The sequence below is a fragment of the Bradyrhizobium sp. BR 10289 genome (genome assembly GCF_019455385.1).
Taxonomy (GTDB): Bacteria; Pseudomonadota; Alphaproteobacteria; order Rhizobiales; family Xanthobacteraceae; genus Bradyrhizobium.
On record NZ_JACOFR010000001.1, the window covers coordinates 321,912 to 336,105 of the forward strand.

The 14,194-nt window shown below is 64.6% G+C and carries 16 protein-coding genes; 3 read left to right on the forward strand and 13 right to left on the reverse strand.

Features of this window, described 5'->3' with window-relative positions:
- Window positions 1-89 precede the first annotated feature (89 nt).
- The gene (locus HYH08_RS01565) at window positions 90-434 is read right to left on the reverse strand and encodes an MmcQ/YjbR family DNA-binding protein (protein WP_220007974.1); all 345 of its coding nucleotides are present in this window, start codon (window positions 432-434) and stop codon (window positions 90-92) included.
- A gap of 69 nt (window positions 435-503) precedes the next feature.
- On the opposite strand from HYH08_RS01565, the gene HYH08_RS01570 reads away from it, so the two are divergent.
- Entirely contained in the window at window positions 504-1,055 is a 552-nt protein-coding gene (locus tag HYH08_RS01570) for a carboxymuconolactone decarboxylase family protein (protein ID WP_220007975.1), read from the forward strand.
- Between the two features lie 123 nt (window positions 1,056-1,178).
- Window positions 1,179-1,805: a PadR family transcriptional regulator gene (locus HYH08_RS01575; RefSeq protein ID WP_220007976.1), complete on the forward strand. Its 627-nt coding sequence runs from the start codon at window positions 1,179-1,181 to the stop codon at window positions 1,803-1,805.
- Window positions 1,806-1,850: 45 nt separating this feature from the next.
- Here HYH08_RS01575 and HYH08_RS01580 read toward each other — a convergent pair whose 3' ends face one another.
- Complete coding sequence (locus tag HYH08_RS01580) at window positions 1,851-2,072, reverse strand: tautomerase family protein (RefSeq protein ID WP_220007977.1); 222 nt, start codon at window positions 2,070-2,072, stop codon at window positions 1,851-1,853.
- 23 nt (window positions 2,073-2,095) lie between these two features.
- Window positions 2,096-2,836: an SDR family oxidoreductase gene (locus HYH08_RS01585; protein ID WP_220007978.1), complete on the reverse strand. Its 741-nt coding sequence runs from the start codon at window positions 2,834-2,836 to the stop codon at window positions 2,096-2,098.
- 105 nt (window positions 2,837-2,941) lie between these two features.
- On the opposite strand from HYH08_RS01585, the gene HYH08_RS01590 reads away from it, so the two are divergent.
- Complete coding sequence (locus tag HYH08_RS01590; protein ID WP_220007979.1) at window positions 2,942-3,835, forward strand: LysR family transcriptional regulator; 894 nt, start codon at window positions 2,942-2,944, stop codon at window positions 3,833-3,835.
- 385 nt (window positions 3,836-4,220) lie between these two features.
- Here the strand turns inward: HYH08_RS01590 and HYH08_RS01595 are convergent, their stop codons facing one another.
- The 10 genes from HYH08_RS01595 to HYH08_RS01640 all read right to left on the reverse strand — a co-directional run bounded on the left by HYH08_RS01595 (window position 4,221) and on the right by HYH08_RS01640 (window position 14,141).
- Window positions 4,221-4,412, reverse strand: a complete 192-nt coding sequence (locus HYH08_RS01595) for a hypothetical protein (protein WP_220007980.1) — start codon at window positions 4,410-4,412, stop codon at window positions 4,221-4,223.
- 13 nt (window positions 4,413-4,425) lie between these two features.
- Window positions 4,426-4,755: a hypothetical protein gene (locus HYH08_RS01600; protein ID WP_220007981.1), complete on the reverse strand. Its 330-nt coding sequence runs from the start codon at window positions 4,753-4,755 to the stop codon at window positions 4,426-4,428.
- Window positions 4,756-4,774: 19 nt separating this feature from the next.
- Window positions 4,775-6,148, reverse strand: a complete 1,374-nt coding sequence (locus HYH08_RS01605; protein ID WP_220007982.1) for a hypothetical protein — start codon at window positions 6,146-6,148, stop codon at window positions 4,775-4,777.
- Window positions 6,145-6,570 (reverse strand): phage tail assembly chaperone, encoded by a 426-nt coding sequence (locus HYH08_RS01610; protein WP_220007983.1) that lies wholly within the window; start codon window positions 6,568-6,570, stop codon window positions 6,145-6,147. The genes HYH08_RS01605 and HYH08_RS01610 overlap by 4 nt, the downstream gene beginning before the upstream one ends.
- A gap of 74 nt (window positions 6,571-6,644) precedes the next feature.
- Window positions 6,645-9,704, reverse strand: a complete 3,060-nt coding sequence (locus tag HYH08_RS01615; RefSeq protein ID WP_220007984.1) for a phage tail protein — start codon at window positions 9,702-9,704, stop codon at window positions 6,645-6,647.
- 1 nt (window position 9,705) lies between these two features.
- On the reverse strand, window positions 9,706-10,164 hold the full coding sequence (locus HYH08_RS01620; RefSeq protein ID WP_220007985.1) for a GNAT family N-acetyltransferase: 459 nt from the start codon (window positions 10,162-10,164) through the stop codon (window positions 9,706-9,708).
- Window positions 10,161-10,829, reverse strand: a complete 669-nt coding sequence (locus tag HYH08_RS01625; RefSeq protein WP_220007986.1) for a hypothetical protein — start codon at window positions 10,827-10,829, stop codon at window positions 10,161-10,163. Before HYH08_RS01625 ends, HYH08_RS01620 begins: the two co-directional genes overlap by 4 nt.
- A complete protein-coding gene (locus tag HYH08_RS01630) occupies window positions 10,826-11,461 on the reverse strand; it encodes a hypothetical protein (RefSeq protein WP_220007987.1) in 636 nt (211 codons plus the stop codon). Before HYH08_RS01630 ends, HYH08_RS01625 begins: the two co-directional genes overlap by 4 nt.
- The gene (locus tag HYH08_RS01635) at window positions 11,461-13,749 is read right to left on the reverse strand and encodes a hypothetical protein (RefSeq protein WP_220007988.1); all 2,289 of its coding nucleotides are present in this window, start codon (window positions 13,747-13,749) and stop codon (window positions 11,461-11,463) included. Before HYH08_RS01635 ends, HYH08_RS01630 begins: the two co-directional genes overlap by 1 nt.
- Window positions 13,749-14,141 carry a DUF1799 domain-containing protein gene (locus HYH08_RS01640; RefSeq protein WP_220007989.1) on the reverse strand — a complete coding sequence of 131 codons (393 nt, stop codon included), beginning with the start codon at window positions 14,139-14,141 and terminating at the stop codon, window positions 13,749-13,751. The genes HYH08_RS01635 and HYH08_RS01640 overlap by 1 nt, the downstream gene beginning before the upstream one ends.
- Window positions 14,142-14,194: the final 53 nt, after the last annotated feature.

The following is a 14,194-nucleotide window of genomic DNA, read 5'->3' on the forward strand; positions in this document are numbered from 1 at the left end:
CTTTTACTTGAGCTAGTTGCAGTGCAGCGAAAGACCAGTGGGAGGATGCTGATCATCCCATCACGTTGTGGAGAGGCAGCGCATGCTGCCTATTCCAATCCCAGCGTCTTGCGCGATTTGCGCGTCAGCCTCGCCACGATCAATGCATGGGCCTGCGCCAGATAGCCGGTGAGTTCGGCATCGCTCAGCGCGCTGTTGCCGACGAGCTGCACCCATTTGGCGCGCGCCAGATAGGGCGCCGGCCGTGCGAGCCCGTGCTCGATCAGCATTCCATACGCCATGTCCGAAACCTTGAACATGTAGCTTGCGGTAAAGCCGCCACTGAGCGCGAACATCTTGCCGCCGACCTTGAACACGGAGGTGCCCTCCCACTGCACCACCTTGGTGGCGGCGGGCAGGCGCAGGCAGCGTGCTTCAAATGTCTTGGGTGCCATGCAATCGCCATCGAGACGTAAGGTTCGTCTTTATGGCAACATGCCTCTGCCAACCAGGGATGAATTGCCATGTCGCGCGTTTCGATCAAGACCAGGGACGATCTGCCGGACGCATTGAAGCCGCTGTGGGACAAGATGACGACCTACGGCGCGTTCGAGAATCAGGCCGGTGTCATGGCGCACCGTCTGCCGATCTTCAAGCACATGTGGTCGCTGCTGGTCGATCTCGCCCAGGACGGCAATGTGTCGAAGCGTCATCTCGAGCTGGCGCTGGTGACAGTCTCCCTGCTCAACAAATGCGACTATTGCGTTTCGCATCACGCGCCGAAACTGGCGGTGCAGGGCGTGTCAGAGGCGGGCGCCGCGCGCTTGCTCGACTACAAGGACCATCCCGAGCTCAATGAGCTCGACAAGCTCGTCGTCGAATATTCCATCGCCGTCACCAACAACTGGAACAAGACCCGCGACGAGATCTTCGCGCGGCTGCGCGCGCATTTCTCGGAAGCGCAGATCGTCGAGCTGACTTGGCGCATTGCGCTTTGCGGCGCCTTCAACCGCTTCAACGACATCCTTCAGCTCGAGGTCGAGCAGGACGTCCCCCACAGCGAAGCCGCCGAATAGAGCCGGGTTTCCGCCCGAAGGCCGCCGGGACCCGATCTCCCGGGCCCAATCACGGATTTGTGGGTTGCCGCCGGACTATCGCAAACTATATCGTAAGATATGTTTTACAACAGGGCTTACGATATGAAACACGGACGAGACCACAGGGACTTCCATTTCGGGCACTTCGCTCATTTCGCGATGGGCCGGCACGGCGGGCGGCATCGTTTTGGCCGCGGCGGACATGGCTTCTTCGGCGGCGGTCCGGGCGGTGACTTTCCCGGCGCTCGGCGGCTGTCCTCGCAGGACCTCCAGCTCGTGATCCTGGCGCTGCTCGCGGAAAAGCCGGCGCATGGCTATGAGCTGATCAAGACCATCGAGGAGCGCTCCGACGGCTTCTACACGCCGAGCCCCGGCGTGATCTATCCGGCGCTGACCTATCTCGAAGAAGTCGGCCACAGCAGCGTCGCGCAGGATGGGGGCCGCAAGCTCTACAGTATCACGCCGCAGGGCGAAGCCTATCTCGCCGAGAACCGCGCGACGGCGGATGCGATCCTGCAGGCGCTGTCGCGGATCGGCCGCCGCATGGACGAGGTGCGCGAGGCCTTTGCCGGCGTCAGCGATCTCGATGCGGATGCCTCCGACGAACTGCACCGCGCCCGCCACAACCTCAAGCGCGCGCTGCGCTCCAGGTACGGCGGCGATGCTGCCGAGGCGCGCCGCATCGCTGCGATCCTGGATCGCGCCGCCGCGGAGATCCTCGGCAAGTAGCTGACGGGATGTGAGGCAACCCGTGAATGTGGCTGTCGCTCAAAGTCAGGTGACGGCGTCCTTGGCGCGATATGCGTCGGGGACGACGAACACCTCGTCGGCGCGGGCATAGCCGCCATCGGCGACTTCCTCGATCAGCACCATCGTATGCGGCCGCGCCGCTTCGCCGAAATAATCGACGAACAGCGCGGTGATGCGATGCACGATCTCGGCCTTCTGGCTCCGCGACAGCGCGGCTTGCGGAATCTTGATGTTGGCAAAAGGCATGATGGTTCTCTCCGTGTGATGCGTCAGACCACGCCGCCATTGGCGCGGATGATCTGGCCGTTGATCCAGCCGCCGTCGCGGCCGGCGAGGAAGGCGACGACACCTGCGATGTCGGCGGGTTGGCCGAGGCGGCCGAACGGATTCATGGCGGCGATCGCACGCACTTGCTGCTCGCTCTTGCCGTCGAGGAACAGCCGCGTCTCGACCGGGCCGGGCGCCACCGCATTGACGGTGATGCGCCGGCTGCCGAGCTCCTTGGCGAGGACGTGCGTCATGGCTTCCACCGCGGCCTTGGTCGCGGCGTAGACGCCATAGCCGGGCTGATAGAGGCCGACGACGCTGGAGGAGAAGTTGACGATGCGGCCGTCATCGCGCAGCCGCCGCGCGGCTTCGCGCAAGGACCGGAACACGCTGTCGAGGTTGATCGAAGTCTGCCGTGCGAAGGCTTCGTCGGTCATCTCGGCGAGCGGGCCGAGCTCCATCACGCCGGCATTGTTGACGAGGATGTCGACGCCGCCGAAGGCCTGCTCGGCCGCGTCGAACAGTCGGGCCGGCGTTGCCGGATCGGCAAGGTCGGCCTGCACGGCGACGGCGCGTCCGCCCGCCGCCTTGATCTCGGCCACGAGCGCCTCGGCGGCATCGCGGCCGCTGGCATAGTTGATCGCAACGGCGATGCCGTCCTGCGCCAGCCGGCGGGCGATCGCAGCGCCAATGCCGCGAGAGCCGCCGGTCACGATGGCCGTGCGCTGGGATGGGTTGGTCATGACAGGTCTCCTCGGATTTGGTCTGACCGAGAGATAGCTGATCGCCGTGGCCGTATAATCCCAACAGGCTTGCCATCACTTGTCGGCTGTGGTGAACAATCGCCCATGGACCGATTTGACGCCATGCGCCTGTTCGTCCGCCTCGTCGAACGGCAGAGTTTTACGGCGGCGGCGGCCGACCTCGGCATTCCCCGCTCGACGGCGAGCGAGGTGTTGCGCGGGCTCGAGGCGCGGCTCGGCGCGCGCCTGCTGGAACGGACCACGCGCCATGTCACCCCGACGCTCGACGGCGAGGACTATTACCGTCGCTGCCTCGCCATCCTCGCCGAAGTCGAGGAAGCGGAAACCGCGATGCGCGATGCACGGCCGCGCGGTCTCCTGCGCATCGACGCACACCCGCTGCTGACCCGCACCTTCATCCTGCCGCACCTGCCGGACTTCCTGGCGCGCTATCCGCAGCTCGATCTGCAGATCGGGCAGGGCGACCGGCTGGTCGATCTGGTGCGCGAGGGCATCGACTGCGTGATCCGATCGGGCGAGCCGGAGGACAGCGGGATGATCCTGCGCCGGCTCGGCACTATCGAAGAAATCACGGTCGCGAGCCCGGCCTATGTCGCCAGCCACGGCATGCCTATGGCGCCGGACGCGCTCGACGGCCATCAGATGGTCGCCTTTATCTCCTCGCGTACCGGCGATGTATTGCCGCTGGAATTCTCGGTCGCTGGCGAACTGCGCCATGTCGCGCTGCCGAGCCGGGTGCGCGTCAACAATTCCGACACCATGGCCGATCTCGCGCGGCTCGGCTTCGGCCTCGCGCAGGCACCGCGCTATCGCTTTGCCGACGATCTCGCCAGCGGCGCGCTGGTCGAGGTGCTCGCCGATTATCCGCCGTCGCCGACGCCGCTCTGCGCGCTCTATCCGCAGAACCGCCAGCTCGCGCTGCGCCTGCGCGTCTTCCTCGACTGGATCTCGGGCATTTTTGCCGAGGCCAAACTTTAGTCTAGTAGCCCCCGGGCTACAAGACCTTGCGTTACCCGACGGGCAAAACACCCAACCGGCCGGTCAATCGGTCCCGTTAAAAATATTCTACTTTACCGAAATTCGGAAATGGCGTAGATGTCGCGTCAACCCGGTCCAAGGAAGAGGGCGTATCGCGATCGTCACGAACGCGGGCTGGGGGGCGGTGGACGTGGGTCGCACCGGTGCGGAAGGTTCGCAGGGCGGGCAACCGTGAGCGAAAACCATCGCGCCAACGACAGGTGCGGTCTCGCGTACGGCTAAATCGTGTGGTCCTGGTGTAGCGCGCAATTTCAAATGTCACCTCGCGCAGCTTCAAATGCCACCCCCCACGGAACCGTCCTTGAAGCCGGTTCCAGCCGCCCCTTTAAACCGCCTTTGAACCCCCGTCGGGGGCGGCCGACTGGGGCGCCTTGAGGGTGGCCAGCTCGGCGTCCTTGGCGGCGAGCTGGGCCTCCAGCGCTGCGACCTTGTCCTGGAGGATCTGCAGGTCGCAGAACTGCGAGCCGATGGTGAGCTTGATGCGGGCGTCGGCGTCGAGCAGGGTTGCGGTTGCCATTGGGTTTCTCCTTCTACGGCTGTTGAGCTTGCTGCTTTGCCGCTTCCGCGGCGATGTCTTCCTGACGCCAGGTATCGGCGACGGATGCGATCAGGCCGGCGATCTCGGCGCCGGTCAGGGTCTTGCCGCCAATGCTGTAACTCTTGGCGGCAACCTCCGAGAGGCGCCGCGTCACGGGCACGCCGCCATCGCGCGAGATCAGCGTGCCGTCGGCAGCAGTGCGCACCGTCTCGCGGTACACGGTCACGGTCGGGTCGACGCCGATCGGCGTCTCGATGTTGACGCGCCAGGTGCGCTCTTGCGTGGTGACGGCGATGGTTTCTGTGCCTTGGGTGATAGCCATTGAAGAATCCCCTCCTTTGCTAGGCCGCGAAACGCGCTTCGATCGCATCGAGGCGCGCGTTGATCTGCTGCATGTTGGCGACGAGGAACGGCACCGCTGCGGCTTTCTCAGCCGTCCACCATTCGTCCGGCGTGCGCCCGGGGCTCGCCAGCGACTTGTGTACGCCATAAGCCTGTTGCGCGATCACGCCAAAGCCGCGGATCGCGTTGCCGTCCTTGTCGAAATCGTAGATTTCGAGCCCATCGACAACGGTGCGCGCGAGGTCGAGCGACAGACGCTCGCGGTTCGGCTTGCCGCGAACGTCAGATGAGGTGCCGTACACCGTCGAGCCGGACCCGTGTGTGATCGAGCCCTGAACGGTCGACTGGCTGCCATCGTAGAAAATCAAAAGCGTGCCGCTCGAACCGCTTCCGGCCGAAATGCGAACACCATAATCGCCGGAGCCGCCATTGCTGTTGCGGAAGTCACCAACGATGCCGCCGGGCTGCGCGGAACTGATCGCGATCGCCGGGCCGTGGATCACGTCTCCGGCGAAGATGCCGCCGCCGACACCGATGCCGCCGGAGACTCGTAAAGCGCCCGTCGTCGTACTCGTCGCCGCCGTTGAACTGGTGACTTTCACATCTCGTCCGACCAGATTTAGCAACGAACCATCGTTGAAAAGATAGGTCGAAGCGTCCGAGCCGAGAAACAGCGCGCCCGTCGTCGACGATCGCGACGCCGACATGTCACCGTTTGCGATTGAAGTGGGTGCGACGCCGGCCCAGATGTACCCAAACGCTTTGACGTGAGCCCCTAGAGAGATTGTTGATCCATTGATCGCACCCGCAACACCAAGGCCGCCGTCGATGACTATTGCGCCAGTGCTTGTGCTCGTCGATGCCGTGGTGTTGGTGAAGTGGTTGGCATTCGCCAGCACCGCATCGCCGATCCCCGGCTGGCCCTGAAACACCCACGCACCCGCGCTCTTCAGCCAGTATTTGCGGGTCGTGAGCTGCACGGCATATTGCCCATCCTTGCCGAGCGAGGGATCAGGCGAGGTCAGGGACGGATCGACCTCGATATAGCGCGTAGCGCTGTTGAGCGCCTGCACGGTCTTGATCAGGGCATCGGCCGCATAGGCGCCGACCAGGCTGTCGCCGACCACGCGCTGATTGGCGTCCAGCCAGATCGCGTAAGCCGAGCCGCTCAAGGTCGCGCCGGGCCAGGGCGTGATGGTGAGATGGGTGTCGTCGATGACGTCGACGATCAGCGCGCTGTTATGCCCGCTCTGGAAACGGTCGCCCGGCCGGGCATTGGCCGTGCTCGACCACGCCGTGCCGGTGCCGGTGACGGCTGTGCCATCGGCCGCGACAGAAACGGTGCCGGTGGTGTAGCTATTGAGAGCGGTCATGCGGAAGCCTCATTGGCGCGGTCGGCGATCAGTTGCAACCGAAGACGCGACGCAGGGTCGGAGCCATCAGGTCGGTTCGGAATGGCGGCCAGCACGTCGCCCCAGTCCGCTCGGCCTTTCGACGCATCTCGCAGCGCCGCCCGGTAAGCGATCCACGCGGCACGGTCGGTCTCGCCGACGCGAAAGTCCTCGACATTGACGAACTTGTCGGACGCTTCGAGCTCCATCCGGATGGTCGCGCGCACGTCCCACATCCTGTCGGGCGGCGGGTCGGGCCTATCCTTCGCCACGACGCGTCCGGTCTGCGGGTCAAACCTTTGCGTCCTCGGATCGATATATTGGTTATCGATGAATGCGACCTTGCAGCCGGGGAAATGACTCTCGTCAGAGCCGCCATCATCGTCCGATCCGAAGCCAAACAATATGATCTGGCCGCGCGTCGGCGCTGGTATCGTCACGGCCGCGGCCGCATCTGCGTCGTCGACATAATGAATGTTCATCGCTTCACCGCCTCCGCAAAAATGGTGCTGCCGGCCTGCATGTAGGTGAGACCGCTGCCGCTGAAGTAGCAGGCGATGGGAATCGTGATCGTGCTGCCGTTGCCCGTGATGTTGAAGATGCAGGACAGCGGCACCAGCACCAGACCTGACGCGTTGATCGAGGCCGTGATGTTCGTCTGGGTGACGCCGTTGACGTTGATCCAGAACGTGCTTGACTGGGTGCCAGAGGTGGCCGTGCTGACCCACTGCGCATTCAGATCCACGAAAACCGGGATCGTCTTTCCTGACAGGCCCGTGGTGTCGATCGACAGGTCGAAGCTGAAAAAGCTGACGCTGGTCCCATTGCCTGATACGTTCGACGCCAGGGCCTGCGCCACGGGCACGGTGACGGCGTTGTCGGCAATGCTCAGGCTCTTGACGCTCAGTGCACCGAAAACGCCACTGTCCGAGGTCAGCTCACCGGCCCCGATCTTCACAGCCGTGATGGATCCCGCAACGATCGCGCGCGCATTGAGCGTGCCGTCGAGATACATGTTGCCGCTAAAGCCGAACGCGGGCGACCCTGCGAGTGTGCCCACGGTGAGCGCGGCTACGGGCGATCCGCCGTTATAGCCCGGCAGTTGAAACTGGAATTTGTCGGCCTGCACCGTGAAGGCCGAGAAGCTAGCTCCCGCATCAAGCCGCACGGCACCCCTGATGACGCCGCCGACCGTGATGTCGACACCCCAGCTACCGCCGACGATGCCGTTCAGCGTCGCGATGGCGATGGAGTGAGATGAGACCGAGGCGTTGAGCGAGCCAACAGCGGCATTGTTGGTGAACTGGTAGGACGAGAGGCTGGCACTCACATCCGCGATCGCACTCGCGTTGAACGCGATGCTAGCTGTGTTGGCCGCGACGTTGACCACGATATCTTCGATGTCCGACGCCAGCGCGGCGTCGGTGGCCACCGACACCGTCTGGACCTGCGAAATGTAGGCGTTGGCGTTGCCGAGCCCCAGAGACAGCTCGCTGCGCACCTCCTTTGTCAGCGTGTAACTCTGCGCACCCAGCATGGCCTGAATTGCCATCATGGTGTTGCGGAGCATATTGAGCTTGTCGTCGTCCTGGCCGTGCAGCGTGGTCACCGCGGCATGAATGGCCGCGTCAACATCCGCCAGGGTCAGCTTGACATCGGGCGTCGTCACATTGACCCAGCCCGACCACAGCATGTCGCGCGGCGAGGACGGTATATATTGCCCGCGCACCTGGTAGGTGGTCGCCGGCAGCAGACCTTCGGTGAGAATTCGGTTTCCAGCCGAGAACCTTGTTCCGACTCGACCATGCGTGACCGCCGATCCATCGGAAGCCAGCTTGATCTCGAAGGCGATATCGCTCACGCCCGGCTGGACATCCCAACTGATCAGGATCGCAGGCCGGCGTCCGACGCCGCCGGAATCCACCAACGTGTAGGGCTCGGCGTCCCAGTTGGTCACGCCCTGCGCCGGCGGCGGGTTCGAGATCAGGGTGCCGGGCTCGACCGGCCTTAGATCATGGTCGCGATCCCAGTCATAGTCGGACGGATCGACCTCGGTGATCACGAGCACCGCATCGAGATTGGCCTTGTCGGTGCCGGCATCGACCTGGAATTGCTTGGCGCTGTAGCCGTTGCGCACGCTGGTCCACGCGCCGACGTCGCCAGGCTCGACGAGCCAGAACGCGGGCCCAAGCGTGACGGTATGCCCGCGCGCCCGCTGGCCTACCTCGATCGCCGACTTTTGCAGCCGCTGCACCTGTTCGGGATAAGGCACGGCGTCGAAGGCCGGACTCGCCATCAGGCGGCGGTTGCCATCCTTCACCTCGAGATCGGTGCGGTAATAGGCCGGCGCCGTCGCGGTGTTCCAACCCTGCGCCGGATCGGGATACGTCGCCTGGATGCCGTTGACGCTGTCGGACAGCGCGAAGAACGGCCGGAAGGTCTGGCTCTCGGTCGAGAGGATGTCGCCGTCGGTGAAGCTGAAGCTCACGCTGTCGGGCGCGCCGAGATGGCATTTATAGAAGCCGCCGACCTCGGAGATCTTGCCCTGGCAGCCTGTCATCAACGCTTCGAGCAGGTTAACCGGCTGCGCATCGACATTGACCTGAAGGCCCGTGCGATAGGTCGGCTCCGGCCCGGCGTCACCCTCGACCGTGAAGCGGCACTTCTCGATCTGCGTGATCCAGTTGGTGATGGGCAGGCGCGCAGCTGCAGTGTTCTGCAAGCCGTAGAGCCAGACGCCGGCATAGGAAATGCCACGCAACACGGCATAGGCCTGCACCGCCGGAAAATTGTCGCCGTCGCCGCCCCATGTCGAGGGGTCGGCATAGCGATGCGGTCCGCTGCCTCCGACCGTGGAATCCTTCGATGGGTCATAGAGCGCGATGCCCGACAGCTCCGCCTTGAAGGTCGGAAAGCCGTTCCAAAGGTTCTCGTCGTTGAAGGCGATCGCGATGAAGTAGGACACGCCCTTGCCGACGCGCGTATCCTGATAAGGCCGCGCCGTCGCGGCCATCGACGCGACCAGGTAGGCGTCCGCCGCGGTCTGCGTGCCGTCATAGTACTTGAGCCAGAGATGCGGCGTCGGCGCGCCTTCGCCATTGTGCGGCCGGATATATTCCGGAACGGCGTAGCCCATGCTGCCGGAGCCGACTGTCTGATAGTCCGCGGCGCCGGCCGGCAGCGTGATCTGCTGTCCATTGACGTGGAAGCCCTTCAGCTTCTCCGGCAAATCGGAGACCGCGATTACCCAGCACTGCAGCGCGTTCGGCGTGTCGTAGCCCTGGCCGAAGAAGTTCGCGTAGACGAGCGAGCCGGCGGTGGCGTGGAAACCGAGACCGAACGAGCGCGGCACCGCGCCGCCGCCCTGGAGCTGGCCCTGCACGCCGAAGCTATCGGTGCTTTGCTGCGGCTTGCCAGCGAGCGCCTTCACGGCATAGGACAGCGCAAACGACGTTGCCAGCGATGCGACCGTCACGAACGCGGTTGCGGCAAATCCGGTCAGTCCGATCGCAGCGGCGATGGCTGTGAAAATTGCCATTTCAAACCGCCTTCAAGAAGTGCGTTTCGGCGTGACGATAGCCACGGCGCTCGTAGAGCCGGGCGATGATCGGGTCGTCGTCCATGCCGGCCATGCCGACAAAACTGCACCCCTTTCCGCTGGCCCAGGCCTCATAGGCGTCGAGCATGGCAAACGCCGATCGGCCGCGGTGCGCCGGGTCGATCCACCAAACCGTCTCGCTCGCCAGCCACACCGGACCGTAGGGATGTTCGTAAGCGACCGCGAGCAGAAGGCCCTCGGCCACGCCAGAGACGTCATGGACGAGCGCGCAGCCGTTCATCATCTCCAGATGCCGAACGAACAGACGCTCGGCATAGGACGCAACGAACGGAAACGCGAAGCCGCTCTTGCCGGTGCCGTCAAATCCGGCAGCCAGGCGGGAGTCGCGTAGCAGCTCGATCGCGCGCGCCGTGTCGGACCTGGTTGCGCTGCGGATCATCTGAAGAACCCCGCGCTCTTGGCGATCGAGACCAGGTCGATCGGCCCGCTCTGCTTGCCCCAATATTGCTGCCACTCGGAGACGACAGCCGTGTCCTGGTAGAAATTGTCTGTGGCGCTGCGCAGGCGCTGCGAAGCATCCGACCGCGTATCCGGATTGGAGCGGGTCAGCTCCGCGGTGTTGCCTGTGCAGGTCAGCGTGACGTCGCCAGTCTGTCCCGCCGGCGGCGTGGTGATCGGCGCCTGGTCGATCGTGCCGGCAAAGCGCGGGAACGCGGGCGCGATCATGTTATGAGTATCGAGATTGAACAGGCCGCAGAAGATCTGCACCTTGCCCTGCTTGCAGTCGTAGCCGCGCACCAGATTGTTCACGCGGTCGGCGACCTGCGCCAGCTTCACCGTGATGGTTTGCACCGTGAGGTTCGAGACCCGCGGAATATCAGAGATCGAAATCAGCCCGCCGGCGCCGGCGAAGGTCCGCGTCACGGTCGCGCCGCTGTCGGGGTCGATCACTTGGGCATCGAGATTGCCGACATCGGACCAATAGCCGTCGGTGACGGGATTGCCGGTGCTGCGGTCCCGCACCACGAACCAGATGAAGTCGCGTTTGTAGAGCCGGCGCGCCTGCAGCGCCGCGAAGTTCTCAGCCGAGAGCGACAGGGTCATAGCAGGGCCTGCCCGGTCTTGAAGGTGAGCCGGCCGTATTTGCCGCGCGTCTGGGTCGGCACCACCGAGCCGGGCATCAGCGTGAAGATCCCGCGCGGCGCCTTCAGATTGACGGCCGTCGAGAGCGTCCAACCGGCCCGCAGATGCGGCCGCACCTCGAATTGCGGCGAGACGCCGCCGCCGCTCGCCGTCACCGTCTCCATCGCCTGGTGCAGCGCGCGGCCGCCGGTGTAGTCGAACGACAGATAGTCGCCGCGCGAGATCACCTGGCCGGCATTGAGGCCGGACAGCGACACCGCCTTGTTGTTGGCGTTGACGGCCGCGAGCACGCCATTGGCCGCGCCGGTGCCGTCCGGGTAAAGACGCGGCGCCGGCCGCCGCAGGTCCCATCCTTCGAACGGATTGATGATGCCGTCGAGCGATGCAAGCACGGCCTGGTAGTCGACCATGACGTCGTTGTGCAGCTCTTCGGTGGTGTAGGTCGCGAACCAGAGCGCCGGGCCGAGATCCTTGCCGATCGTGATGCCGCTCGCCAGACGGCTCTGCTCCTGCTGCGACACCGGCTCGAAGGTGAACGGCGCCTCGAAGCCGACGAGTGTGAGGATATCCGAGCGCGGAAAGGTGATGGCCATCAGAACTTCCTCTGCGCTCTGGCCAGCGTTGCGGCGTCTCCGACATGGTCGACAAATTGCTGGCTGCCGACATAGCCGCCGAGCGTGTCCGAGGCCGACTGCATCGAAACGTCCTTCACATAGGCTTTGAATTCGCCGCTGCTGTCGAAGGTCACGCCGATGCCGACCTTGAGGCCGCTGGCCGAAGCGCCTGATGCGGACGGCGCCGGAAGCGCGCGTACATCGCCGGTCGTGTTCAGCGTTCCCCCGCGGGCGAAGCCCGGCAGATAGGGTTTCGAGACCTGGTGCGGAAACACGGTCACGCCGCCGGCATGCACCTTCATGATCTCCGGCCCTTCCTCGCCGACGATGCCCCAGCCCGGACCGAACGTGCCGCCGCCGGCGGCGGCGAAGACGCCTGGCCCGTTCGGACCGCCGAGCACGATGCCGCCATTCTCGACGGTGCCGGTGCCGCCGATGCCGAACAGGCCGCCGAGCGCACCTAGCAATCCGCCGCCGCTCGAAGAGCCGCCGAACGCATTGAGGAACAGCTTGTCCGCGGCCATCTGGATCATCTTGTCGGAGAGACGGCCGAGAGCGTTGAGACCGGCATTGGCGAACGAGCTCCACCATCCATTGCCGCTGCGCAGGCTCTGGCCGATGTCGGTGAAGAAGCTGCGGTTGACGCTCATTCCTTCGACGGCGAGAGAATCAAGCTGCTTGCGCGCGCTACCGGCCTCGTTCAGCGCCTGTTGAAACTGCGGCAGCGCGGCGCCGGCGACGCGCGCCGCATCCGCCGTATCTTCGAGTGACTTCGCCAGCGCGGTCTGCGCGGCGGCCATTTGTTTCGTGGCGGTGGGATCGAGAAGCTTGGCTCCGATCGCCGCCCTGATCTGATCGTTCGCCGCCTGCTGCGCTTTGGCGAGGTCGAACACACCAAGACTCGCTTGCTGCTGGATGCGAGCCATCTCGGCCTGTGCGCGAACCAGATCGAGAATCGCTCTTTGCTGGCGCTGTGTGATCGGAATGTCATTGAGCCGCGCGTTCTGTAGCTCAAGCTCCTTCGCTTTGACCTGGTCGTCGACGGTAGCGAGTTGTCCGAGCAATTGAATGCTTTGCAGCGTTCGCTGATTTCTGGCGACGACCTCATCGCGTGTTTCCGGGTCCTTAACGCCCGCTCTATCATTCAGCGCCCGGGGGAGCGCGTTGCCGCTCAGAGGTCGATCGAAGGTGCCGAAGCGATCGCTGAAGGTCGACTGAACGGGCGTGATGCCCAGGCTCTTCGGATCGGAATTGAGGCCGAGACTGCCGGTAAAGTTAGTAAGCTTCGTCCAGAACGATGCGTTGCCAAAATCGCGGACCTTCGCTTGAAGGGTGTCGAAGAGGCTCACGCCGTCGAGGACGGCGCTCTTGAAGTTCTGCTTGAAGCGAGTGGTCGAGGTATCCCAGGCGTCGTCGAACTCACGAGCCTTGCGGATGAGGTTCAGCTCCGCTGCTTCGTTGAACTTCACCGTGTTGTCGGTGGCCGCCTTGATGCCGGCGCTGCCTTGTTCCATGAAGCGGACCCAGGCCGCGTCGCTCGGAAGTCCCGCGTCCCGAAGGATCTTCTGCTTCTGGATGTCGCTGGTCGAGTGCGCGACCAGGTCTGCCACAGTCGAAAGATAGCCGGAAAAGTCTTTCGCGCTCTTGCCGTTGGCAAGCATCAGGCCATTCAAGGTTCCGGCATGGCGTTGAGCTTCGAACACCTTGTCGGCGAACTCAGTGATGCCGGAGTTGAAGTCCGCGCTACTGATACCCTTGAAGGACATCGCTTGCTGAAGCGCGTGAAGCTTGCTGATGGGCTGATCGGTCGACCGGGCCAGGTCGTCGAGCGCTTTTGCATCGTTGATGACAGCGCGCGCGGTGAGAGCGGCGCCGGCGGCAACCGCAACCAAGCCGCCGATCACGGCCGTCGTCGGCGAGATCATGCCGAGCAGCGCGCCTGACGCTTCCTTGAACGCGCCGGAGAGCCCGCCGGGCCCGGACGCGGCGAACGAGAGGTGGTTGAGCTGCTGGCCCAGCGCCATCGAGAGCGGCTGCCCCGACGCCATCGCCTCGGCGAAGCTGCGGATCGAGTGCTGCGCCGCCATCGCCTGGGTTGAGAGGCCGGCATGGCTCTTGGCCAGATTGTCGTTGGCGGCGCCGGCGGCGGCCGTGGCGGCCTTCGCGTCGTTGGCGGCGGTGCCCAGACCCTTGACGGCCGACGAGGCATCCTGCGCCGCTTTCTTGGCGCCGGACGCATCGCCATCGATGACGAGCGAGACGCGCATCAGCCGGCCTCATTCAGCATCGCAGCAGCCGCCGATTCCATGATGCGTATGCCGCGCCACAGTTCCGGCGTGACAGTGATGCCCTCCGCGTCGAGCCCCGCGCGCACCGCCGCATAGTCGAGCGAGATATAGATCGCGACGGTCGGGCTGATCATGCCGCCGACCGGCATGATCGCGCCGCCCGCGCTGCAAGCGACCACGCGCCATTGCGAGGAGACACGGAGGAAGGCGTCGACGATTGCCAGATTGCCGGACCACAGATGCGTGAACTCGCCGTCGCCCGCCGGCGGAGGCTCGCTTGCCGCGATGGTCTCGCGCAGCTCCGCGAGCGAGTCGGCGTCGAAGCCGGCGTGGCGCGCGCCCTCGATCGCGGCTTGCACATCGCGGTCCATCTCCTGCCGGGCTGCCTGATCGCGAGCGCTTCTCGCCCAGCGCCTGGCAGCCC